This window comes from Halomicrobium sp. HArcht1-1 (genome assembly GCF_058933285.1).
Genome location: NZ_JBZYDL010000001.1, coordinates 2,754,076 through 2,776,977, shown reverse-complemented (window position 1 = coordinate 2,776,977; position 22,902 = coordinate 2,754,076). Strand labels below are relative to the sequence as shown.

The 22,902-nt window shown below is 65.4% G+C and carries 24 protein-coding genes and 1 pseudogene; 15 read left to right on the top strand and 10 right to left on the bottom strand.

Going from position 1 to position 22,902, the window contains the following annotated elements; all coding sequences use genetic code 11:
• Window positions 1-85: 85 nt before the first annotated feature.
• The 3 genes from AC5FRZ_RS14490 to nikR form a co-directional block, all read right to left on the bottom strand.
• Entirely contained in the window at window positions 86-1,972 is a 1,887-nt protein-coding gene (locus tag AC5FRZ_RS14490) for a PINc/VapC family ATPase (RefSeq protein ID WP_493564939.1), read from the bottom strand.
• A gap of 54 nt (window positions 1,973-2,026) precedes the next feature.
• Complete coding sequence (locus AC5FRZ_RS14485; RefSeq protein WP_012807830.1) at window positions 2,027-2,269, bottom strand: hypothetical protein; 243 nt, start codon at window positions 2,267-2,269, stop codon at window positions 2,027-2,029.
• 90 nt (window positions 2,270-2,359) lie between these two features.
• The gene (gene nikR, locus AC5FRZ_RS14480; protein WP_012807829.1) at window positions 2,360-2,770 is read right to left on the bottom strand and encodes a nickel-responsive transcriptional regulator NikR; all 411 of its coding nucleotides are present in this window, start codon (window positions 2,768-2,770) and stop codon (window positions 2,360-2,362) included.
• Window positions 2,771-2,876: 106 nt separating this feature from the next.
• Between nikR and AC5FRZ_RS14475 the strand changes: the two genes are divergently transcribed.
• The 10 genes and pseudogenes from AC5FRZ_RS14475 (at window position 2,877) to AC5FRZ_RS14430 (ending at window position 10,106) form a co-directional block, all read left to right on the top strand.
• Window positions 2,877-3,518 carry an energy-coupling factor ABC transporter permease gene (locus AC5FRZ_RS14475; protein WP_170092591.1) on the top strand — a complete coding sequence of 214 codons (642 nt, stop codon included), beginning with the start codon at window positions 2,877-2,879 and terminating at the stop codon, window positions 3,516-3,518.
• Window positions 3,515-3,823 carry a PDGLE domain-containing protein gene (locus tag AC5FRZ_RS14470; RefSeq protein WP_170092590.1) on the top strand — a complete coding sequence of 103 codons (309 nt, stop codon included), beginning with the start codon at window positions 3,515-3,517 and terminating at the stop codon, window positions 3,821-3,823. The genes AC5FRZ_RS14475 and AC5FRZ_RS14470 overlap by 4 nt, the downstream gene beginning before the upstream one ends.
• Complete coding sequence (gene cbiQ / locus AC5FRZ_RS14465) at window positions 3,823-4,620, top strand: cobalt ECF transporter T component CbiQ (RefSeq protein WP_493564938.1); 798 nt, start codon at window positions 3,823-3,825, stop codon at window positions 4,618-4,620. Before AC5FRZ_RS14470 ends, cbiQ begins: the two co-directional genes overlap by 1 nt.
• Before the next feature lie 50 nt (window positions 4,621-4,670).
• Window positions 4,671-5,423 (top strand): annotated as a pseudogene (locus AC5FRZ_RS14460) (energy-coupling factor ABC transporter ATP-binding protein); the annotation flags it as partial.
• A gap of 97 nt (window positions 5,424-5,520) precedes the next feature.
• On the top strand, window positions 5,521-5,928 hold the full coding sequence (locus AC5FRZ_RS14455; RefSeq protein WP_372480212.1) for a hypothetical protein: 408 nt from the start codon (window positions 5,521-5,523) through the stop codon (window positions 5,926-5,928).
• A 145-nt stretch (window positions 5,929-6,073) separates the two neighbouring features.
• Window positions 6,074-6,448, top strand: a complete 375-nt coding sequence (locus tag AC5FRZ_RS14450; RefSeq protein ID WP_372480213.1) for a VOC family protein — start codon at window positions 6,074-6,076, stop codon at window positions 6,446-6,448.
• Window positions 6,449-6,534: 86 nt separating this feature from the next.
• Window positions 6,535-8,130, top strand: a complete 1,596-nt coding sequence (ggt, locus tag AC5FRZ_RS14445; RefSeq protein WP_170092586.1) for a gamma-glutamyltransferase — start codon at window positions 6,535-6,537, stop codon at window positions 8,128-8,130.
• Window positions 8,131-8,218: 88 nt separating this feature from the next.
• A complete protein-coding gene (locus tag AC5FRZ_RS14440; RefSeq protein WP_493564937.1) occupies window positions 8,219-8,452 on the top strand; it encodes a hypothetical protein in 234 nt (77 codons plus the stop codon).
• Window positions 8,449-8,844: a PIN domain-containing protein gene (locus tag AC5FRZ_RS14435; RefSeq protein ID WP_170092584.1), complete on the top strand. Its 396-nt coding sequence runs from the start codon at window positions 8,449-8,451 to the stop codon at window positions 8,842-8,844. The genes AC5FRZ_RS14440 and AC5FRZ_RS14435 overlap by 4 nt, the downstream gene beginning before the upstream one ends.
• On the top strand, window positions 8,844-10,106 hold the full coding sequence (locus AC5FRZ_RS14430; RefSeq protein ID WP_493564936.1) for an MFS transporter: 1,263 nt from the start codon (window positions 8,844-8,846) through the stop codon (window positions 10,104-10,106). The genes AC5FRZ_RS14435 and AC5FRZ_RS14430 overlap by 1 nt, the downstream gene beginning before the upstream one ends.
• Before the next feature lie 99 nt (window positions 10,107-10,205).
• Here AC5FRZ_RS14430 and AC5FRZ_RS14425 read toward each other — a convergent pair whose 3' ends face one another.
• Together AC5FRZ_RS14425 and AC5FRZ_RS14420 are read right to left on the bottom strand one after the other, a co-directional pair.
• Entirely contained in the window at window positions 10,206-10,352 is a 147-nt protein-coding gene (locus AC5FRZ_RS14425; RefSeq protein WP_208627186.1) for a hypothetical protein, read from the bottom strand.
• A gap of 132 nt (window positions 10,353-10,484) precedes the next feature.
• Window positions 10,485-11,486, bottom strand: coding sequence for a DUF368 domain-containing protein (locus tag AC5FRZ_RS14420; protein WP_493564935.1), 1,002 nt, complete (start codon window positions 11,484-11,486; stop codon window positions 10,485-10,487).
• A 92-nt stretch (window positions 11,487-11,578) separates the two neighbouring features.
• Between AC5FRZ_RS14420 and AC5FRZ_RS14415 the strand changes: the two genes are divergently transcribed.
• On the top strand, window positions 11,579-12,706 hold the full coding sequence (locus AC5FRZ_RS14415; protein ID WP_493564934.1) for a M20 family metallopeptidase: 1,128 nt from the start codon (window positions 11,579-11,581) through the stop codon (window positions 12,704-12,706).
• Between the two features lie 32 nt (window positions 12,707-12,738).
• Here the strand turns inward: AC5FRZ_RS14415 and AC5FRZ_RS14410 are convergent, their stop codons facing one another.
• The 3 genes from AC5FRZ_RS14410 to AC5FRZ_RS14400 form a co-directional block, all read right to left on the bottom strand.
• Window positions 12,739-13,500, bottom strand: coding sequence for a response regulator receiver protein (locus AC5FRZ_RS14410; protein ID WP_493564933.1), 762 nt, complete (start codon window positions 13,498-13,500; stop codon window positions 12,739-12,741).
• Between the two features lie 49 nt (window positions 13,501-13,549).
• Entirely contained in the window at window positions 13,550-15,334 is a 1,785-nt protein-coding gene (locus AC5FRZ_RS14405) for a PAS domain-containing protein (RefSeq protein ID WP_493564932.1), read from the bottom strand.
• Between the two features lie 125 nt (window positions 15,335-15,459).
• Window positions 15,460-15,846 carry a RidA family protein gene (locus AC5FRZ_RS14400; RefSeq protein ID WP_493564931.1) on the bottom strand — a complete coding sequence of 129 codons (387 nt, stop codon included), beginning with the start codon at window positions 15,844-15,846 and terminating at the stop codon, window positions 15,460-15,462.
• Between the two features lie 108 nt (window positions 15,847-15,954).
• On the opposite strand from AC5FRZ_RS14400, the gene AC5FRZ_RS14395 reads away from it, so the two are divergent.
• On the top strand, window positions 15,955-16,485 hold the full coding sequence (locus AC5FRZ_RS14395; protein ID WP_372480220.1) for a hypothetical protein: 531 nt from the start codon (window positions 15,955-15,957) through the stop codon (window positions 16,483-16,485).
• A gap of 87 nt (window positions 16,486-16,572) precedes the next feature.
• Here the strand turns inward: AC5FRZ_RS14395 and AC5FRZ_RS14390 are convergent, their stop codons facing one another.
• Complete coding sequence (locus AC5FRZ_RS14390) at window positions 16,573-17,526, bottom strand: M48 family metallopeptidase (RefSeq protein ID WP_372480221.1); 954 nt, start codon at window positions 17,524-17,526, stop codon at window positions 16,573-16,575.
• Between the two features lie 454 nt (window positions 17,527-17,980).
• On the bottom strand, window positions 17,981-19,096 hold the full coding sequence (locus tag AC5FRZ_RS14385) for a hypothetical protein (RefSeq protein ID WP_372480222.1): 1,116 nt from the start codon (window positions 19,094-19,096) through the stop codon (window positions 17,981-17,983).
• Window positions 19,097-19,448: 352 nt separating this feature from the next.
• Between AC5FRZ_RS14385 and AC5FRZ_RS14380 the strand changes: the two genes are divergently transcribed.
• The 3 genes from AC5FRZ_RS14380 to ubaA all read left to right on the top strand — a co-directional run bounded on the left by AC5FRZ_RS14380 (window position 19,449) and on the right by ubaA (window position 22,896).
• The gene (locus AC5FRZ_RS14380; protein WP_493564930.1) at window positions 19,449-20,966 is read left to right on the top strand and encodes a carboxypeptidase M32; all 1,518 of its coding nucleotides are present in this window, start codon (window positions 19,449-19,451) and stop codon (window positions 20,964-20,966) included.
• Window positions 20,967-21,048: 82 nt separating this feature from the next.
• Window positions 21,049-22,038: a methyl-accepting chemotaxis protein gene (locus tag AC5FRZ_RS14375; protein ID WP_170092575.1), complete on the top strand. Its 990-nt coding sequence runs from the start codon at window positions 21,049-21,051 to the stop codon at window positions 22,036-22,038.
• 36 nt (window positions 22,039-22,074) lie between these two features.
• Window positions 22,075-22,896 (top strand): SAMP-activating enzyme E1, encoded by an 822-nt coding sequence (ubaA, locus tag AC5FRZ_RS14370; RefSeq protein ID WP_208627178.1) that lies wholly within the window; start codon window positions 22,075-22,077, stop codon window positions 22,894-22,896.
• Window positions 22,897-22,902: the final 6 nt, after the last annotated feature.

Below are 22,902 nucleotides of genomic sequence, written 5' to 3'. Positions count from 1 at the left end.
ACCCCACTTGCAAAAACGTCGATGAAAAGGCAGCCACTCGCTTCGCTCGTGGCTGTGAACCGCGCCAGAGGCGCGGATGCGTTCGCTACGATGGAACGACGGTGATCGTCTTGCCGCGGTCGATGGCCTGCTCTAGTTCTTCGGCGATGGCGGAGCCACGCGAGACCTGGATCTCGCCGCCCCGCGAGACCGTCGCGGTGAAGAGGTACTCGCCGTCGGCCTGCACTTCCACGGTGTCGCCCTGGTGGCCGTCCATCGGGATCTGGACGTGCCGGGAGGTGATATCCGGGGTGACGATCTGGCCCGGCGCGTTCGCGCCCGACCCCGAGGTACTCGACGCCGAGGAGCCGCTCGGCTTCTCGGCTAGCGTGCGCACGTCGATGTCGATGCCCAGGCGGTTCTCTACGTCCGTGATGCGCCCGCCGCCCTTGCCGATGACCTGCGAGATGTCGCTCTCTTCGACCCAGACGACGGCGGTGTCGGGACTCTTGAGTTCGACCTCGACGTGGCCGTGTGCGATCGAGCGGATCTCTCGCTCGATTTCCTGCTTCGCGATGCGGTCGACGCCCGAGTCGGTGCCCGGCCCGCCGTCCCCGTCGTCCAGTGGCACCGTGACGACCTGCCGGTTGAACGTGTAGATCTCGTACTTGGGCTCGCCGGTCTCGAAGTCTCGGATGAGGATGACCGGGCGAGCCAGGTCCTCCTCCATCAGGCCGTCGGGGACCTTGACCTCCGTCGTCACGTCGTAGACGGTGTGGACCTCGCCGGCCTCGATGTAGATGACGGTGTCGACGATCTGTGGGATCAGCCCGAGTTCGACACGGCCGATCAGCCGTTGCAGGGCGTCGATGGCCCGCGTCGCGTGGACGACGCCGATCATCCCGACGCCGGCCAGTCGCATGTCGGCGAAGACCTCGAAGTCGTCGGTCTTGCGCACCTCGTCGTAGATGGTGTAGTCCGGCCGGACCATCAACAGCGAGTCGGCGGTCTTCTCCATGGAGCCGCCCAGCTCGGTGTACTGGGTGATCTCGTCGCCGACCTGGAGGTCGCGGGGCTTTTCCATCGTCTTGACGGCGTAGTCGGCGTCGACGAGGAACTCCCCGACGGCCTGGGCGAACGTCGACTTCCCGGCACCGGGCGAGCCCGAGATGAGGACGCCCCGCTGGTGGTCGGTGAGCCGGTCGCGCAGCTCGTCGGCGTGTTCGTAGTCGTCAAGTTCCGTCTTGACGATCGGTCTGACGGCCGTGATCTCAAGGGCGTCCGAGAAGGGCGGACGCGCGATGGCGATCCGGAAGTCCCGGTACTGGATGATCGTCATGCCCGGCTCGGACAGCTCGACGAACCCCTCGGGACTGGCGTGGGCCGCCTCCTCGATGTCGGCGGCGTACGATCGCAGCTCCTCCTCGGTCGCGGGGTCGTCTCGGATCGGCTGGTAGGCCATGTCGCCGATCGACCCGCGCTTGGCGAAGGGCGCGACGCCGACCTTGAGGTGGACGCTCATCGTGGCCTCGTCGAAGAAGTTCTCGATGGTCAGACGATCGACCGTCCGCTCGATCGGGTCCAGAAACTCCACGGGGATGCCCTTCGCGCTGGCGACCTCGGCCTGCACGTCGTCGCTGGTCACCAGCGTCGCCCCGCGGTCCTGTGCCACGTCCCGGATGAGCGCGTCGATCTCGCCTTCGCCGGCCTCGCGCTTCTCGACGGCGTCGGGGCGACGGCCGACGTACTCCACGTCGATGGTGCCGTCCTCGTCCAGCGAGACCAGGCGCTGGAGCTCTTCGAGCCCCTCCCACCCGGTCTCTCGGCCGTCGTTGGCCTGTGCTTCGAGTTCGCCCACGACCGCTTCGGGGACGACGACGGTCGCGCCCGCAAAGCCCGTCCCCTCGACCTCGGAGTCGGGATCCGCGTCGGCTTCGATCCGCTCGGACACGCGGCCGTCGATGACCACGCTCGTGTCCGGTACAATATCCATATCCTGCCTTCGGGACAGGTGGTAAAAAGCCCGTCCCTCGCGGCACGACAGCCCTCAGTGCCGATAGAGGTGGTAGCCGACGCCCCAGACGCCGACGAGGACCGCCGTCACGAGCAACATTCCGGCGGCTTCCTCGGAGATCGGGACGTTCGTGTACGCGGTGAGGAGCTCACCGGCGATCCGGGACACGCGCCGGAACGACGGCGCGAACGCCAGGATGTGTTCGATCAACAGTCCGCTGACGACGACGCTGACGAGATAGCCCGTCGAGTGTGAAGCGCCTGATTTGGCCGGCATACGCGACGGGACGCTCACGCCGTCGTAATAGCTTGGTGGGTTCGCAGTTCGGGGCGGTGGTGACGCGGCGCTCCCCGACGCCCGGCGCGATCAGTCGCCGACGACGACGACCTTGACCTGATTGACGCCGCCGATCGCCCGCAGGCGGTTCGCCAGTTCGGTGATCGCAGTGCCCGCCCCCTCGACGACCAGCGTCTCCATGCAGGTGTCGTGCGAGAGGTGGATGTGCTGGACCGACGTGATCAGGTCGGCCATCTCGTGTTGGATCGTCTGAAGCTGGTCGGCGATCCCGTCGACGTGGTGGTCGTGGACGACGACGACGGTGCCGTGGTGGACGGTGTCGTCGGCCGACTCCCACTCGTAGGCACCGAAGAAGTCACGCAGAGCGTCTCTGATCGCCTCCGAACGGCTGTCGTACTCCCAGTCGTCGACGATGTCGTCGAGTCGCGTGGTCATCTCTGCCGGGAGCGTGAGACTGATCCGGTCCAGATCGTCGCTCATGACCCCGGCTACGACGGGGGCGGGCAAGAGCGTGTCCAACTGCGCTCTCCCCGAGTATTACTGAGCAATGAGAAAGTATTATTTGTTCGCGCTCGGACCGGAGCGTATGCACATTCCGGACGGATTTCTCGATCTGTGGATCGCCGTCGTCTGTGCCGTCCTCGCTGGCGGGACGCTCGTCGTCGCCGCACGGCGTGCCGACGGCGACCTCACGGACACCACTGCGCCGGTGCTCGGTATCGTCGCCGCCGGCCTGTTCGCTGCACAGCTGCTCAACTGGCCGATTCCCGGCGGCACCAGCGCTCACTTCGTCGGCGGCGCGTTCGCCGCGATCTTGCTCGGTCCCCACCTCGGTGCGCTCTGTGTCGCCACCGTCGTGACGATCCAGGCGCTCGTGTTCGGTGACGGGGGGCTCGTCGTCCTCGGCGCGAACGTCCTGAACATGGCCGTCGTCGAGGTGTACGTCGGCTACGGTCTCTACCGGCTGCTGGCCGGCCACAACGAGTTCGTGGCCGCCTTCGTCGCGGGCTGGCTGGGGATCACGGCCGGTGCCGTGGCCGCCGCGCTCCAGCTCGGTGCCTCCTCGGCGTTCGCCTACGAGCTGGTGACGACCGTCTCCATCATGGGGGTCGGTCACCTCCTCCTGGGGCTGATCGAGGGCGGGATCACGGCCGTCGTCTACCGCTACGTCGCCGACGCCCGACCGGATCTGTTCCCGACCGCGACGACGACGGAGGTGGCCGCGTGAGCGTCGCCAGCGACGCCTGGGACCGTTCGTGGGTTCGCCGGAGCCTGCTCGCGATCGGCGCACTCGTCGCGGTCTCGCCGCTGTTCGCGTGGGCGGCCGGCCGAGTCGGCTACGCAGAACCACTGGAGAACGCCGCAGAGCGCACGGGTGCGATGGCACACGAGGTGACCTACAACCCCGGACTGCTGCCGGACTACACGATCCCCGGCGTCGACCCGCTGGTGGGGACGTTCGTCTCGGCGGTCGTCGGGACGGCGCTGACCCTCGTCGTCGCCACGGCGATCGCACGGCTGCTCGCCGACTGATGGACGCACTCGACCGCACCGTCGCGGCGGTCAGCGACGAGGCCCAGTCGTTTCTCGTGACGACCCGGACGCCGCGACGCGACGGCTTCATGCAGGCCGTCGACCCGGCGCTGAAGCTGGTCGGCGTCCTCTCGCTTCTCGTGATCGCGGTCGTGACCGACGACCTCGTGATCCTCTGTGGGCTGGCCGCCCTCCCGCTGGGACTGGCGATCGGCTCGCGGATCGCGCCCCTGACGCTCGGCCGACGGATCGCACTGCCAGTGCTGGCCTCGGCCGCCGTCGTCGCGCCACAGGCTGTCCTCCAGCCGGGACCGACCGTCGCGGCGCTCGGCCCGCTCTCGCTCTCGGCGACGGGAGTGACCTACGTCGCGGTCTTCCTGGTCCGTGTGACGGCCTCGCTCGCACTGCTGTCCGTGCTGTTGCTGACGACCGGCTTCGGCCCGCTGGTGACGGCCCTTCGTCGTCTTCGGGTCCCGCCGCTGGCGATCACCCTCCTCGCGGTCACGTACCGGTCGCTACTGTTGTTCTTCCGGGAACTCGAACGGATGGCCCACGCTCGCCGGAGCCGCACGTTCTCGCGTGGCTCGCTCCAGGGTCGCTGGGCACGGTCGGGCTCGTTTCTGGGCACCTTCCTCCTGCGCTCGCTCGACCGCGGCGAACGGGTCCAGCGGGCCGCTCGCGCTCGCGGTGGCACGCGCATGCGACCGTACGACCGGTCGGGGTCGCTGGGCCGTGCCGACGCGGCGTTCGCGCTGTTGCTCGTCGCCGCCGTCGTGGTTCGGGTGATCGCCGCGTGACGGCGGCCCCGGTGATCGAAGCGTCGGGACTGGCCTACCGCTACGAGGACGGGACGACCGCCGTCGACGGCGTCGACCTGACGATCGAGGCCGGCGAACGGGTCGCGCTGCTCGGCCCCAACGGCGCGGGCAAGTCCACGCTCTTGCTCCTGCTGGGCGGGCTGTTAGCGCCCGACGAGGGCGCTGTTCGCTACTTCGGGACGGACCAGCCGGCCGACGCCGTTCGCGACCGGCTGGGCGTGCTCACTCAGGACCCCGGTGAGTACCTGTTCAACCCGACCGTGCGCGAAGACATCGAGTACGGCCCCTCCCAGCTGGGGCTGTCGGCCGCCGAAGCCGACCGCCGGGTCGCCGAGCTGGCCCGGCGGTTCGACCTCGAACACCTCCTCGATCGCCCCCCGTTCCGGCTGAGCGGCGGCGAGCAGCGCCGCGCCGCCATCGCCAGCGTGCTCTCGGTCGACCCGGAGGTCCTCCTGCTGGACGAACCGCTGTCGAACGTCGACGGTGACAACGAGGCCGCACTGCTCGATCTCCTCGACGATCTCGCCGACGACGGCGTGACGATCGTCACGTCGACACCGGACACCGACCTCGTCGCGGCGGTGGCCGACCGGGTCGTCCTGCTCGGCCGCGACGGGCGCGTCGTCGCGACGGGATCGACCCGCGAGGTGCTGACCGACGTCGACCGACTCCGCGAGGCCGGCCTCGCGCCCCCGACCGTCGTCGAACTGTTCGACCGGGCGGGCTTCGAGGACCTCCCGGTCCGCGTCGAGGAAGCGGTCGAACGGCTGTGCCGGGACTGATACCGTCCAGTTCCCAGCATCAGTGACGACCGGGACCGGCCTCGCCCGGTCGACACATATTCAAAAATCTAACCCGAACGATCCGTCCGAGACAAACGTGCCCTCCACTCGACGCAGCTTTCTCACCGGAACCGGTGCCGTGGTCGCGCTCCTCTCTGGCTGTACGGCACCGACTGCCAGCGAGTCACGCATCGCCAAGCTAGCGGTTACGCTCGACAACCGAACGGGGGAAGACCAGGTGTTTCACTTCGCCGTCGAGACGGCCGAGAGACTCCGCGCGTGGCACTCACACGAGGTCTCGTCACACACCAGCGAGACCGTCGTCACAGCGTCAGACGAGAACTTCGAGCCCGTGGGAATCCACGGTGTTGTCGATGACCAGACGGCACGCGGCGATCTTCTCACCAGTAACGAGCGCGAGGTGCGCGAGACGTGTCTCCGCGTCACCTTCAGATGTAGCGGCGAGAAACCGGCGTTCCTGCAAAACGTAGACATCAGTTGTTGACGGTCCAGTCGAGCGGTGTCGTCTCGCATTCTCTGGGCTTCTGTCCACCTGCACACGATCCCGTCTCTGGTTCACTGGCAGCGATCGAATCCGCTTACGGTCGGACGCCGGCACGCTCACGTGGCTGGCGCGTCTCGGTGGCGGTATGTCTGGGATCGTCTTCTTCCGGACCGAGAACCGTGCCGAGACCGTCTCGTTTTACACCGATCGACTCGGCTTCGACGTGTGGCTCGAACAGGAGGGGGGCTGTACGATCCTCTCGTACGACAACCTCCTCGTGGGTTTCTGCGACGGGACCGAGACGGAAACCGACGGGATCGTCACCGTCGTCCTCGGAGACGAGGCCGCCGTCGACGACTGCCACGCCGACCTCGCCGACGTGGCCACCGGTCGGCCCGAGGCCAACGACGACTTCGGGATCTACCAGTTCTTCGCGACCGACCCGGACGGCCGGACGGTCGAAGTCCAGGCGTTTCAGCACGAAACGCCGCCGGTCGGCTCCAGCGTCGACTCCCGATAGTCCGAGCCAGCAGGACCGTCGCCGCAGTTCCGGCAGTATGGGGGTCTGGACCAACGTTTTTGCCCGTGTCCCCGTTTGCCAGCAGTATGGACCCAGACCTCGATCGGTTCGACTCGCGTCGTTCGACCGTCTACGCGAACCGCGGTGTCGTCTCGACGAGCCAGCCACTGGCCGCACAGGCGGGCATCAGGCTCCTCCGTGCGGGCGGCAACGCCTTCGACGCGGCCGTCGCCACGGCGGCGGCGCTGAACGTCGTCGAGCCCATGAGCACCGGTATCGGCGGGGACGCCTTCGCGCTGTATCGCACGGCCGACGGGGAGGTGGGGGCGCTCCGGAGCTGTGGGGGCGCACCCGAGCGGGCAACACGCGAGGCCGTCCGGGACCGCGTCGACGACGGCGAGATGCCCGACTTCGGGCCGCTGGCGATCACGGTTCCGGGCGCGGCGCGGGGCTGGGAGCACACCGTCGAGGAACATGGTCGGCTCGCCTTCGATGAGGTGCTCCAGCCCGCCATCGAGTACGCGACGGAGGGGTACCCCGTCAGCGAGATCATCGCCGACGCCTGGGCCGCCTGTGCCCAGCGGTTCGTCAGTGACGCCGGCCGCGAGGCGTACCTGCCGGGCGGCGAGGCACCCGCCGTAGGCCAGACTGTCACGCTGCCGGGGCTGGGCGAGACGTTCGAGACCGTCGCCCGCGAGGGAGCCGACGCCTTCTACGAGGGCGCGATCGCGGAGCAGATCGGCGACGCCGTGCAGGCCGAGGGCGGTCTCCTCTCGGCCGACGACCTCGCGGGCTTTACCCCCGACGTGGTCGATCCCGTCTCGACGACGTACGGCGGCGCGACCGTCTACGAGCTGCCGCCGAACAACCAGGGACTCATCGCGCTGGAGGCGCTCAACATTGCCGCGGAACTGGGCGCTGGAGACCACCCGGCGGGCTCGCCCGAGCGCGTCCACTACTTCGCCGAGGCGATGAAGCGGGCCTTCCACGACGGCCACCACTACATCACCGACCCCGACTTCGAGTCCGTTCCGGACCTCCACGACCCGGCGTACGCGAGCGAGCGGGCGGCGACGGTCGGGGACACCGCCGGAGAGGTCAGCGTCGGCGGGCCGGGACTCCCCGACGAGGACAGCGACACGGTCTTGCTGACCGTCGCCGACGAGGCGGGCAACGTCGTCTCCTTCATCAACTCGCTGTACAACGGCTTCGGCAGCGGCGTCGTCGTCCCCGACACGGGGATCGTCCTCCAGAATCGCGGCGCGTCGTTCTCGCTCGACCCGGACCACCCGAACACGCTCGAACCCGGCAAGAAGCCGTTCCACACGCTGATCCCCGGCCTCGTCGAACTCGACGACGAGGACTGGGCCGCCTTCGGCGTCATGGGCGGGTACATGCAACCGCAGGGTCACGTCCAGGTCCTCAGCAACCTCGTCGACGACGAGATGCCCCTCCAGCGGGCCTTCGACGCGCCGCGCTGGCGCTACATGGAGGACGGTCGCCTCGCGCTGGAGGAACGGCTGGCCGGCGAGATCGGTGCCGATCTCGCCCGACGGGAACACGACGTGGCCGTCCTCCCGCCCCGGCAGTTCGGCGGCGGCCAGATCGCGCGCCGCGAGCCCGACGGGACGCTGTCGGGCGCGACCGAACCGCGCAAGGACGGGAGCAGCGTCGGGTTCTGATACTGCCGGCTGTACATCTGTAAATGATTTCGCCACCCCGGGGTGGCTCTGCAGCAGATTTTTCACTCTGTAAATCGGGATTTACACCATGACCAAGATGATCCGGGTTCCGGACGAGTACCACGCGTGGGTCAAAGCCCACAACCGGGACGACGAGACGATGTTCGAGACGCTCAGACGGTTGACTCGCGAACCCGAACCGGAAGCTCTCGCCGGGATTCTTTCGTCGGAGCAAGTCGACGAAGCGCGGGCAGCTGCCGAGCGGTTTGGCGGCCGTGACGAGGACCGACTGGAGCGGGCGCGGGAGGCATTCGACGAGTGATTCTCGATTCGTCGTACGTGTTCGATCTGATGGACGGCGAGCGTACAGCTATCGATCGCGGGAGGGAACTGACCGACAGCGGGGAAGTCCAGTGGCTCCCGACGCCCGTCGTCGCCGAGGTCTACTACGGGGTCACCCACACGGCGAGCGAAGAAGAACGTCGACAGGTCCAGAACGCGCTCCTGGGCTATCCCCGAGTCGATGTCGACGAGGAGATTGCCCGGACTGCGAGCCGACTGCTCGCCGACGCTGATCGCGATGCCGGTGAGAACAGCGGTGTCGAGACGAACGACGCGTACATCGGTGCCGTCGCAGCTATTCTCGACGAGCCAGTCCTCACAGCAAATCCGGGCGACTTCGAGACACTCGGCGTCCCCGTCGGGACCTACTGATGAACGACAACGACCGCTCGATCGTCGGCTTCGCGATGCTCGCACACGCGACGGTCCACACCTACGAGCTGTCGATCCCCATCTTCGTCGTCGTCTGGCTCCAGCAGTTCTCGACGACGACGGCGCTGCTCGGGACGATCGTCGCCGTCGGCTACGCCCTCTTCGGCATCGGCGCGCTCCCGGGTGGCGTGCTCGCCGACCTGCTGAGCGCCCGCACCGTCGTGATCGGCTGTCTGCTCGGGATGGGCGGCTCGTTCCTCTTGCTCGGGTTCGCGCCGGGCATCCCGACGATCGCCCTCGCGCTGGGGCTGTGGGGCGTCGCCGCCAGCGTCTACCACCCGGCCGGACTCTCCTTGCTCTCGACGGGCGTGTCAGAGCGTGGCACCGGCTTCGCCTACCACGGGATGGCCGGCAACGTCGGGATCGCGTTCGGACCGCTGGCGACCGCGTTGCTCTTGCTGGCCTTCGACTGGCGGACCGTCGCGGGCCTGCTCTCGATCCCCGCGGTGCTGGCGGTCGGCTACGCGGTGACAGCCGAGTTCGACGAGATGGCGGCCGTCAGCACGGACGGCGGCGAGGACGAGGGCCGCGACGGTGGGCCGTCCTCGCTCGGCGAGTTCGTCACCGGCACGCGGACGCTGTTTACCGCGGGCTTCGCGCTGGCGATCTGCGTCGTGCTGATGAACGGCGTGTTCTACCGCGGCGTCCTCACCTTCCTGCCGGACGTGCTCGGCGGCTTTCTCCCGCCGATCACCGACTACGTCAGACTCTTCGAGCCCGGCAGTCCGATGGCCGAGGAGTTCGACCTCGCCTCCTACGTCTACGCCGGGTTGCTGACCGTCGGGATCGCCGGCCAGTACGCTGGCGGGAAGCTCACGGACCGAATCTCGGTGACGACCGGCCTGATCGGGGTCTTCGCCGCCCTCGCGGTCGTCGCGGTGCTTTTCGTCCCGGCCGCCCGGGCCGGTCTCGGGCCGCTGCTCGCCGTCAGCGCGGTGCTCGGTTTCGTCCTCTTTGCCATCCAGCCCCTCTACCAGGCGACTATTGCCGAGTACAGCCCGCCAGACGACCGGGGGCTGTCCTACGGGTTCACCTACCTGGCGAACTTCGGCGTCGGTGCGGGCGGTGCGGCGCTGTCCGGCATCCTCCTCTCGGCGGTCGGCACCGACGGGACCTTCCTCGCGCTGGCGGCCTTCCCGGTACTCGGCGCGGCGCTGGCCGTGGCACTGTCACGAGTCGGCACCCGACGAGAACCTGCCTGACACTGCGGCGGTGCCCTGCTTCGTACTGTTGGCTGTCACTTCGTGCAGCGACTCGCCACTCTTGGGTGACGAAATCGTTCACAGACGTACGCGACAGTATCAGCGGCTTCGCTGCTCGTCGTCGTTCGACGGTCGCTCCGTCCCGCTGTCGTCGGTACCGCCGAAGAACCCGACGATGTTGTCGTTCTCGCGGCAGTACTCGCGTTCCATCGCGCGAATCTCCCGGTAGCTGAAACGATCCGCCATGGATACCCCATTCGTCCCGACACTCTTAATTATTCCTCTCGTAATGTGGCGATCTCCGAGGTAGTGTCCGTGATATTTGCGTCTCTGTCCTATAATGTCGCCCTCAGGTTGACGATGTGGGTGGTCGCGGTCTCACACCGCCTCGAAGTCGAGGTCGACGGCGTACCAGTCCAGCACGAGGACGACCACTGCGCCGACGGCCGCGGCGGCGGCGAAGACGCCGATCGTCTCGGTCGTCCAGGTGACTGCATCTCGGCTCGACAGTTCGGTGATCGGCGCTCGCAACGCGCCCACGACGAGCGCGACGAGGAAGGCCAGCGTCGCCCCCCGGTTCCTGTCCAGCGCTCGCCGGATCACTCGCGAGATCGTGAACAGGCCCACCAGCCCGCCGAGGATGAACGTGACGACGACCGTCCCGGCGTCGACCAGTCCCGCCGCCGGTCGCCCGGTGAGGACGGCCAGCAGGCCGTCGACGAACGTCGTCAACGCGCCGGACAGTCGCTCGTACTGGCCGAGCACGACCAGCAGGAGCGAGCCGGAGATGCCGGGCAGGATCATCGCGCTCACCGAGACGGCACCGCCGAGAAAGACGACCAGCAGTCCGTCGGTCCCCAGCGGCGAGGCGGGACCGGACAGGACGAACGCGAGGACGAACCCCGACGCGGCGGCGACCGCGTGAGTCGCGGTCTCGATGCTGAGCGCTCGCAGCAAGATCAGAGCGGACGCGCCGATCAGGCCGAACAGCGCGCCGTACAGCAGGACCGGTGTCTCCTCGCTGGCGACGTGGACGATCCGGGCGACGATCACGACGGCGGTGCCGACGCCGCCGACCAGCGCCAGCAGGAACCACACGTCGACCTCTTCGAGGACGGCGACGGCCTCCCGGATCGAGACGCCGCCGTCTGGCGAGAGCGCGCCGAGAAACCGCATCGCTCGCTCGGGCGTGATCGCCGTGATCGCGGCGATCAGGCGCTCGTAGATGCCCATAATCAGTGCGACGGTGCCACCGGAGATGCCCGGCGTCGCGTCGGCAGACCCCATACACAGGCCGATCACGAACGTCTTGAGCCAGCGACGCAGGGGCGGCACCGAACTGAAGACGGGCTCGGTCGCCTCGTCCGACGAGGTCGTCATTGGACGCCTGTTCACCCGTGTACACAATGGCTCTTGTGGACTCTCCACGCCGGTCGCTACAGCCTTTTGTATCTGCCACTCTCTGTTCGGGTATGCACGTCGCCGAACTCACCCGCGATCTGGTCTCGATCCCCAGCCACGAGGACGAGACCACCGCGGGCGACTTCGTCGAGGAGTGGCTCCGCGAGCGCACCGACAGTGCCGTCTTCCGCGACGAGCACGGCAACGTCTTCGCGCGCAAGGGGCCGGGCGTCGACCCCCAGGAGGACCGCCAGGCCCGCGACGGCGCGGGCGGTACGTCGCTCGCGCTGGCGGGCCACCACGACGTGGTGCCGCCCGACGAGTCACAGGTCACCGACGGCGGTGCCTACCGCGTCGAGCAACGCGATGGCCGCCTTTACGGCCGCGGAACCGCAGACATGAAAGGCGCGGTCGCCGCCGCCATGCTGGCGTTCGAGTCGGTCGACGCGACCGATCTCGACGCGGAACTGGTCTTCGTCTCGTTCGTCGCCGAGGAGTCGGGCTGTCTGGGCTCGGCGGCCGCGGTCGACGATGGGTTCGCGCCCGACTACGCCGTCGTCGGCGAGGGCTCGACGGGCTACTCCGCCGAAGGCGTCACGGACGTCGCCGTCGCCCACAAGGGCCGCCGTGGCAGTACGATCACGGCCACCGGCAGAGCCGCCCACGCCAGCGAGGTCGAGAGCGGCGAGAACGCCATCTACCGGGCCAGCGACGCGGTCGACGTGGTACGGAACCTCCAGTTCCCGTCGACGACGGTGATGGGCCGGGAGGTCCGCGGGAGCGTCGCCGTCACGGAGATCGACGGCGGGAGCGCGTGGAACGTCATCCCCGAATCGTGTGCAGTGACCGTCGACGAGCGGACGGTGCCCGGAGAGCGGGCTCCCATCGAACGCGTCGAGGCGATCGACGGCGTCGAGTGGACCGTCGACCAGGACCTGCCGCCGATGGCCTGCGACGACGGGGCTTTCGCCGACCTCGTGCTGGACGCGGCCACCGCGACACAGGACGGCACGCCCGAACACGTCGTCAAGCCCCACGCGACCGACGCCGGCAACCTCGCGGGCGCTGGGACCGACTGCGTCGTCGTCGGGCCGGCCCAGCCCGGCGAGGCCCACACCGCAGACGAGTCCGTCTCGATCGACGTGCTGGAGCGCTGCGTGGCGATCTACCGCGACGTGGCGAGTGAGATCGCGCGGTAGCGGCCCGTTGCTCGCCGCTCGCGTGTCGCCCGCTACCAGCGGTTGACGTGCTGGTGGCTGGGATCTGCCGCCATCTGGACGTGGCCACAGCCCCCACACCGCCAGACGTACGCACCGAGCTGTGTGACCGCGGGTTCTCCGTCGGCGTCGCCGTCCCACCGCTGACCGCAGTTCGTACACTTCCCGGGTCGGTACTTGCTGTCGATTTTCTCTGTACTGTCTGTCTCCTCGATGTCGCGCTCCAGGAGGATGTCGCGCTTGACGGCGCGGATGTCCTCCTGTTCCATCTGCTTGGTCAGGCGGGCGATGAACTTCTGTAGCTTGGAGGCCCGCTGCTGGAGTTCGTCGTACTGGGTTCTGTCCGGCGGGTGGTCGCCGTCGTGGATCTCGAAGGAGGACAGGTCGACGTTCGTCTGGTAGTACCGACTCAGTGCGAGGTGGTAGTTCGCCCGGCAGAGGAGCGTCTCGACGAGATCGACCAGCTCTTCCTCGAACACCGGCTTGACGAGCTGGTGGTCCACGTTGAGTTCGGGGAACGGGTCCGACCGCTCCCGCGTCGCGACGACGCGACAGAGCGGTGCGCGCGACCGGACGATCTCCAGCAGCTTCGAGGCGGCACCGTCCGCGAACCCCTGATTCAGGACGGCGACGACGACGGCACCGTCCAGTGCCGTATCGGCCTCCCGTTTGGTCGCGGCCACGTCCACGTCGTACTCGTCGAGCCAGAGCGAATACAGCTCTCCGCGCGTCCTGTTTTCCTCGAAGACGACGACGCTGTTTGCCGGGAAGTCCATCGGCCGTTCTCTCAGGTGTCTGTGGCTGTCTTCGGGCGAGCGTGCCCTCTCATCGGTCCTCACTCTGGCTCGTCGACGCCGTCTCGAACACGTCGCGTGACTTGACCGAGAACGAGTGGACCGTCGCCAAGTCGTCGACGAGCTTGTCGGCCCGCCGGATCGACTCGACTGCGTTCTCGACGGCAGCCTGCTGGCTGGGGTCGGCGATCGCCGCGACGGACTGTTCGGCACGCTGTAGCGGTGTCCGTAGCTCCTCTGCGATGAGTTCGCCGAACTCGTCGAGCCGTCGCTCGATCTCTTCTGCACGCTCTTTGGTCTCTGTCACGTCCTGGAGGAACCCGACGAAGTGGGTCACCCTGTCGTCGTCGGTCACCGGAGCCACGGTGACACGGCCCCAGAACGGCGTTCCGTCTCTCTGGTAGAGGAGTGCGACGAGCGATCTCGACTCGCTGTCGTGGAACGCGGTGTCGAGTCGATCGAGCTGGCTGGGCTCCGTCTCCGCACCGGCCAGTATCGTGAGGTCCTCCCCGTCCAGCGCCGACTCGTCGTAGCCCGTCAGCGACTGGAAGCTGTCGTTCGCGTAGACGATTCGGCCCGGTGGCTCCATCGCGTCGTGGATCGTGATTCCGATCGGTGCTTCCGCTATCGCCCGGCTCCGGAGGTTCAGCTTCTGTTCGAACTCCTTTTTCTCCGTGATGAGGCGGGTGACGCCGATCAGTCCCTGGATCTCGCCGTCCTCCGTTCGCCAGGGGACTTTCGACGTGAGCGACCACTCGCCGGTTCTGGGATTGTACTCCTCCTGGTTGATGATCCGGTCGCCCTCCTCGATGACTCGCATGTCGTCGGCGTACGTCGACTCGGTGTACTCCGTCTCTCCGTAGATCTCCGGGTCCGTCTTCCCGAGGGTTCCCTCGGCGTCCGAGTGAAACTCGCTCATCCGGACGTGACGGGCCTCGGTGTCCTTGACGTACAGCGCGGTCGGCACCTGGTCGAAGATGTGATCCAGCAGGCTCGCTTTCCGCCGGAGTTCCGCTTCGAGGGCCTTCCGTTCCGAGATGTCGCGTCCGATTCCGACGAGCCCGCGCACGTCGCCGTCGTCGACGAGTCTCGCGCCAGTGAACTCGTAGGGGATCGTCTCTCCGTCCGTGGTCACGAACGACGCCTCGACGCTCGCTGCGCCGTCTTCGAGCGTCTCGGCGACGGCCTCGTCGATTCGTTTCTTGTCCGACTTCTCGAAGAGATCGATCGCGTTCATCTCCGCCAGCTCCGCGTCCGAGTAGCCGGTGACGGTCTTGAGGCTCTCGTTCCACCGTTCGAGCGTCCCGTCGGTGCCGACGAGGTAGAACACGTCGTCGAGCGTGTCAAGCAGGAGATCGGTCGCAGCCTGGTCCGACCGCAACGCTTCGTTGTCCGTCGATCCTGCTTCCTGTGCGTCGCGCTCGTCGGACCGCCCTCGGGCGAGGATCTGTTCCAGTCGCCGAGACAGCAGCCGTCGGCCGGTGTCTTCACGCAGGACGACCACGTCGCTCGCACCGGCCCGCAAGGCGTCGTCGACGGCCGTCTCGTCGCTCGTCAGGAACAGCCACGGAGTCGCCGTCGCTTGATCGGCCAGTTTCCGGAGCGACCCCGGTTCGTCCCCGCTGGCACCGTGTTCGTAGACGATGCAGTCGACGTTCCCGTGGTCGATCTGCTCGCGGGCCGCCTCGACACTGTCGACGGTCGTCACCGACACCTCGCCTTGTCCGGCGTCGACTGCACCGCTCGCCTCCCGGAGCAACGCCTCGCGTTCGCCGACGTGGAGTAGTCGCGAGGGCTCTGTGTGACTCGGTGCCATGGCTAGTACCAATCAGGTGAACAGTTATAGTACTGCTCCCCTCGTTATCGGTCGTGAAACTGGGGGCCGACACTGCCGTCGAGCGGACTCGCTTCGCTCGGGTCGTCGTCACGTGAGTGGCCCGTTCACTCCCTGATTGCGACGGCTTCGATCTCGACGAGCAGGTCCGGATCGACGAGGCGCTCGATCTCGTACATGCTCGTCGCTGGCCCCACGTCACCGAACGCCTCGCGATGGGCGCGACCGACTGCCTCGTAACAGTCGATGTCCGTCACGAACATGCGCGTCCTGACCACCTCGTCGAGTGTCGCGCCGGCCTCGACGAGCGCGCTCTCGACGTTCTCGATCGCCTGCGTGGCCTGTGCGTACGGATCGCCGACGCCGACGACAGCGCCGTCTTCGTCGGTGGCGGTCGTCCCCGACACCTCGATTCGATCCCCGACCCGAACCGCTCGGGAGTAGCCGACTTCGGCTTCCCACTCGGTGCCGCTCGAAATATGCTGACGTTCCATGACTGTGCCCTCTCCAACCGCGGTCGTAAAACCTTCACTCCCCGTCGGTCACTCCACGCCGTCACCCGGATGACAAGATTTGTTTCATCCGCTGTCGATCACCCGACAATGAAACGCCACTCGTGGCTGTTCGGGCGTCGCCTCCCGTTCGCCCTCGGGGTCAGGTTGGTCGTCGTGACGGCACTCGTGCTCGGGGCGCTGGCCCTGGTGAGCGGTGTCACTGACCAGCCGCCCGAGGAGAACGTGACTGTCGACGCGAGCGAGGTCCGGGTCACGCTGAACGACGAACTCACGCTGCCGTCTGGCGACGGTGTCCAGACGTGTGTCTCCACCGGACCGCCCCCGGACAGCGTCGGCGTCGTCGGACCGTTGAGCGTCGATGTCCCGTCGGGGTACGGGCCGGGGCCGTTCGAGGTGAACGTGAGCCTCGGCCACCGCGACGAGTCGACGACACACACTCTCGAAGAGACTGGCGTGGAGCGTGTCTTGCTGTCCTGGACCGTCGAGGACACCGAGACGCTCGCCGTCGGCGACGACGCACGCCTCCAGATTCGAGTCCGCTCCGAGGGAGCGTCCTTGCTGGACACGACACGTCGTCTCCCCGTCGAGAACGGGACACGCTCGTACGACTGCTCCTGACGGCGTCCCGAGCGGACGAGCCGGCCCGGTCGAACGTCGCGTCGGCCGACGTCAGCGACCACCGACATCCTCCAGGAAACCGCGTGATCACGCGGATTGTCGGACGAGGTCGCGTTCCAGCCTGTCGAGACGCCGCTTCGTGGGTGGATGTGTCGCCAGAAGGCGCTGGACGTACGAGTTGTCGATGGAAGCGGCCATCAGCAACGGGTGGAGCGGCTCGAACCCCGCGAGGTCGTCTGGACGCCGTCCGGACTCAGCGAGCGGGAGTATCTGGAACGACTGTCTGTCGACCCGGGTTCGGAGGTCCTCGACCGGTCTGGTCGCCACGTCGGATTGCATCTTCGTGAGGGCGCTCGCAAGAGTGTCTGGACCCCCGCACAGTTGGGCAGCGACAGCGTCGGCGGCATACTCTCGCTGTCGGCTGAGGACGGTGACGACCGCGTGCGTCACCCCCCACACGATCGTCAGCAGGCCGAACAGGACGGCAAAGACGCAGATGAGTGGATAGAAGTAGGGAATCGGAGTCCGGCGCATATCACGCTGGTGGAAATTCGCCACAGAAGCGGCCGTTCCGAGGAGTGTCGGCAGGACAGTAGCCATCGTGAGTACCGTCGCGTCGCGGTTCGCGACGTGGGCACACTCGTGGGCGAGCACGGCCGCCAGTTCGTCGTCGTCCAGCAATTCCACCAGTTCCTCGGTGACGACGACTTGGGGCTTCCGGAGGGGGCCGTCTATCGTGTACGCGGTCGGGACGTCCCCTGCCTCGACGACCAACGTCGGCGGAACGATACCCAGTTGCTGAGAGAAGCGCTGGATGACTCGTTCCAACTGCTCGTCGCCGCTTCTCTCCCTCGAGGCGTTCGCGATACGCTCAATGAGGTGCTCGCCGAACAGGAGTTCCGTACTGAGGAGCAGAGCACCACAGACGAGTGCGACGGTGCCGGCGAGGAGCGGTTCCCCCAGAACGGCCAGCGCGATCCCGTAGACTGTGGCGGTGAGAACGACTGGGGCGAGCACGACGAAGACGAGGGCGAGGACCATGCTGACTGGAAGCCGGATGTCGCTGATAGTAATCAATCCTTCTTCGACAGTTGGCTATAAACGTAAAAAAGACTTCGTGCTTCAACAAGAAGTGAGAGAAGAATAGCGAGAAGGATTAACAATTCAGCCATCTGAAATGGGATAGTTAAAAGAAAAACTACATTTATTATAGCAGTAAGTATAAGTAAGACTATAGGGAGATGAATGTTTGAACGGGCGAATTTCCATTCAGTTCGACTCAAATCCCACAGAATAGCTGAAATTAAAACTGGAGAAATGGTGTGACCCACGACCACCAGCCAGGTTTGAAACACATCATTTGAAAAATTTTCCGGGAACCAAATGGTCAGTATGATTACAATATGCGCAAAAGCGAGCAGCAGGAGCTTTCTCATCATTCTGGAATGTACTGTGTGTTTGTTTGATCTGCAATCAATAATATTGTCTACGTTCTCTATGCGCCTACACCGGTTATCCCTGCGACCGCTGCAACGATGGCGATTATAATTAGTGCTATCAGTGTGACAATAACTTCAACAACAAATTTCGCAGCCCCCCAAAGATCTATTTCAGGAACGAAATCCTCTGCAAGCTTAGTTGCTTCAGCCGTATCAGGTCGTTCTTGGTAACAGTCTGTTACGCAAGCCCCAGCAGCTTCACTTCCGAGCCAGACGCAATATTTTCCTGAATCTGTAATTTCTAATCCAACCCACATATCTAAAAATACTGTTGCATCTCCAACATCTCCTTTAGCAATTGTCACAGGGGCTGAAAGTAGCGGTGGAGTCTTACCCCAACTGCATTGCTTTCTCATACAGCCTATTGAGCTGGTTTTTGCACAGTATTCACCGAATCCACCAGCATCATGGCACTCTTCAACACCGACCTGTGGTAGCTTTGGGATATTACAACGGGATGGATCAAAATCTTGCGTGGTTATTTGAGTAGATGGTGTCTTGGATTTTGTTTCTATAAGACCTTGAAGAGAGTCTGGAGCAGTCTGCCTATTTATAACTCTCTTTTTTCGATCCGAAGGCTGAGACTGAATTTCCACTGATGGGCCTTTGGAATTGTTCCGATGTGACCGTCGTCCATTCTTTTTTCCATTTAATACATTGGTTATATCTGAGATATCAGCAGCAATTATCTCGCCAGCTTCCCAGTAGCTAATTTCGGTCTTGCTGTGCCATTCGAGTTGCATTATTGCGCCGGTCTTGGCTTCCGCTACCTTGATTACCTCCGTGGCACGCCGACCTGGTGGAGTCCCTTCTCGAGGGAGATACGAATTCTTTGGCTTGGATACGTCCGTGGCAATATAAAGTCCAAGGTTTTCATCAATTACTGGCGTAGTGAAAGCCAGCATTGACTGTTCAGGATGCTCAGCTACATCAACGGCCAATTCATATATCGGTTTTGTTTCAAACTCATCCAAATCAATCTCTTCTTCTCCGATTTGTCCTGCTGATGCCGTGGTTGATAAGAAACCACCAGTTGCACCCACCGATCCAATGGCTTTCAATAACTCACGTTTATTCATGTCGACTCCATTGACTCCATTATCATCCGACATTACAGTAGCAGATGGAATTAGGATCAATATAAATATATCAATTTAAAACTGATAATATTAATAGAAATGGGGGCATGTGAATCCCCCAAACAGACAGGTCTGAATTCACTTTGAGGGGTTTCCACATCTTATTCTCGGTATACTCACCTGAGGACAGAACTGATGATAATAAAACGCACATTCGTATAGATAGACTCGTTCAGCAGGGCCCACTGATATTGCTGCCGTCGTGAAATTGAGGACACCATCCACTCGAAAATCGTCTATAGGATCCATATTCTCCACGACTGCTCCTGAGTGAGAGAGTGACGGGAGCGTCGGGTCTATAGGGTCGCCGCCGTTATGCGAGCGTATGGCAACGGAAGCCGACCCTGACGCCGAGGCGGAGACGCCAGACACCTACGAGCAGTTCCGGGCCCACGTGGAGCAGTTGACCTACGTCGGCGACGCCGCCGGCGTCCTGCAGTGGGACCAGGAAGTGATGATGCCCGACGAGGGGACACCCGCCCGTTCGAAGCAGTCGGCGGCGCTGTCGACCCTCTCGCACGACCTCCTGACCGACGACGACGTGGCGGAGTGGCTGGACGAACTCGAGGGATCGGACCTCGATCCCGAACAGGAGGCCGTCATTCGGGAAGTCCGTCGGCAGCACGACCGCGCCGTGAAGGTGCCGAGCGACCTCGTTCAGCAGATCTCGGAGGCGACCTCGAACGCGCTCCCGGTCTGGGAGGAGGCCAGGGCCGAGGACGACTTCGAGATCTACGCCGACACGCTCGAAGAGCTGGTCCAGCTCAAGCGCGAGTACGCCGAGGCGATCGACCCCGACCGCGACCCCTACGCGGTGCTGTTCGAGGAGTACGAGCCGTACCTCGGCCTCGACACCGCCGAGGCGGCACTCGAAGACCTCCGCGACACGCTCGTCCCACTGATCGACGACATCGAAGACAGCGACGTGACGCTGGCCGATCCCTTCGAGGGGAGCTACGACGAGGCCTCACAGGAGGACCTGGTCCGGTCGGCCCTGGACTATCTCGGCTACGACTGGGACCGCGGGCGACTCGACACCGCTCCCCATCCCTTCTCGACGGGGACGCAGTTCGACGCCCGCGTGACCACGCGGTTCGATCCGGCGGACCCACTCGGAGCACTCAGTTCGACGATCCACGAGTTCGGCCACGCGACCTACACGCTCGGGCTCCCCGACGAACACTACGGGACGCCGCTGGGCGAGTCCCGAGATCTCTCGGTCCACGAGTCCCAGTCTCGACTCTGGGAGAACCACGTCGGGCGTTCCCAGCCGTTCTGGGAGGGCTTCGCGCCGACCGTCGAGGACCACCTCGGTACGTCGGCCACGCCCCGTGAGTACTACGAGGCGGCCAACACGGTCCACCCGGACAACCTCATCCGCGTCGAGGCCGACGAACTGACCTACCACATGCACATCGTCTTGCGCTTCGAGATCGAGCGGGACCTGATCCACGGCGACCTCGACGTGTCCGAGGTACCGCAGGTCTGGAACGACAAGATGGAGGAGTACCTCGGAGTCCGGCCCGAGACCGACGCCGAGGGGTGCCTGCAGGACATCCACTGGAGCCACGGCTCCTTTGGCTACTTCCCGACGTACTCGCTGGGGTCGGTGCTCGCCGCACAGCTGTTCGCCGCCGCCGAAGACGACATCGGCGATCTGGACGGACAGCTCCGCGACGGCGAGTTCGACGACCTCCACGCGTGGCTCACGGACAACGTCCACAGCCACGGCGCACGCTACGAGACCGACGACCTCATCCAGGAAGCGACCGGCGAACCCTTCACCGCCGACTACTTCCTCGAGTACGCCGAGTCGAAGTACCGCGACCTGTACGACTGCTGAAGCTCCGACGACGTCGGCCGATTCTCTCGTTTGATTCTGTTGGGCACACCATTTTTAACCGAACTGCGGCAAACGGCTACCAATGTCAGACACCGAGCCCCAGGCGGAGCCGGACCTCTCGACAGCCAGTGACATCGACGAGGACCTCGATACGGACATCGACGATCAGATCGAGCAGCGGGTGGATCGGCAGGCGGGCTACGACAACGAGGCTGCCAGCGAGATCCAGAGCTCGATCGCCGAACTACAGGCGTCGTCCGAAGACATCGCGACGGAAGTCGACGACATCCGGGGCCGAGCGGCCGAACAGCACGAGGGGATGAGCCAGATCGCCGACGAGGTGTCGAACCTCAGCGCGGCCGTCGAGGAGATCGCCTCCTCCTCAGAACAGGTCTCGACGGCGACACAGGAAGCGACGGCGCTGGCCGATCGGGGCCAGGAGAACGCACAGAACGTGTACGGTGCGATGGAGCGAATACAGGGAGCCGCCGACAGCGTGACCGAAGACGTCCGAACCATCCAGCAAAGCGTCGCGGAGATCGACGAGATCGTCGAGGTGATCAACGACATCGCCGACCAGACGAACATGCTGGCGCTCAACGCCTCTATCGAGGCCGCGCGTGCCGGTGAAGCCGGTGAAGGCTTCGCCGTCGTCGCCGACGAAGTCAAGTCACTCGCCGAGCAGGCCCAGTCCGAGGCCAGCGAGATCGAGCAGATGGTCGGTCGCATACAGGGCAACACCGAAAACGCCGTCGACAGCCTCGAAACGTCCAACGCCGAGATCGACGAGGGGATCGAATCCGTCGAGGAGTCCGTCGAGATCTTGGACGAGATCGGCGACGCGGTCCGGGAGGTCAACGACGGGATCGCGGAGGTCGCGAGCGCGACCGATCAGCAGGCCGCCTCCACCGAGGAAGTCGCGAGCATGGTCGACCAGGCGACGGCCGCCGCCGAGGAGATCGCCGAGTCGACCGCCGCAATCGCCGAGGAAGCCGACGACCAGACCGAACAGATCGCAGACATCAACCGCGCCGTCGACGAGCTCGTCGCCGACTGGCAGGCCCAGCGGTAGCGCACGGCTTATTGTTCTCGGCAGTCCACTTTCGCCATGGTCGATCTCGATCCCGAGCAGCTCGACCGGTACTCGCGCCACGTCATCATGGACGACGTCGGGCCGTCCGGCCAGGCGGCACTGCTGGACGCCAGCGTCCTCGTCGTCGGTGCCGGCGGCCTGGGCTCGCCGGTGCTCCAGTACCTCGCGGCCGCGGGCATCGGACGGCTGGGCATCGTCGACGACGACGTGGTCGAACGGTCGAACCTCCAGCGGCAGGTGCTCCACACCGACGACGACGTGGGCCGACCGAAGGTCGACAGTGCCCGCGAGTTCGTCGCCGACCGCAACCCCGACGTGACCGTCGACACCTACGAGACCCGCCTCACGCGGGACAACGCCGACGAGCTGATCGCCGACTACGACCTCGTCGTCGACGCGTCCGACAACTTCGGGACCCGGTACCTGGTCAACGACGCCTGCACGCTGGCCGGAACGCCGGTGTCACACGGCGCGATCTATCGCTTCGAAGGGCAGGTGACGACGTTCTCGGGCGAGGGACCCTGCTATCGCTGTCTGTTCCCGTCGGCACCGCCGGAGGGGGCCGTCCCCGACTGTGCGACTGCCGGCGTGCTGGGCGTGTTGCCGGGGACGATCGGCTGTTTCCAGGCGACGGAGGTCGTCAAGTGGTTCCTCGACGAGGGCGAGAGCCTCGACGGACGGTTGCTCGTGTACGACGCGAGCGAGATGAGCGTCGACGAGGTGCCGATCGCGCCGAACCCGGACTGCCCGGTCTGTGGGTCGGAGCCGGTGCTGTCCTCGGTTACCGAAGCCGAGTACGACGGCCGCTGCTCGCTCCCGGACGCTGCCGGCGACTGACGGTGC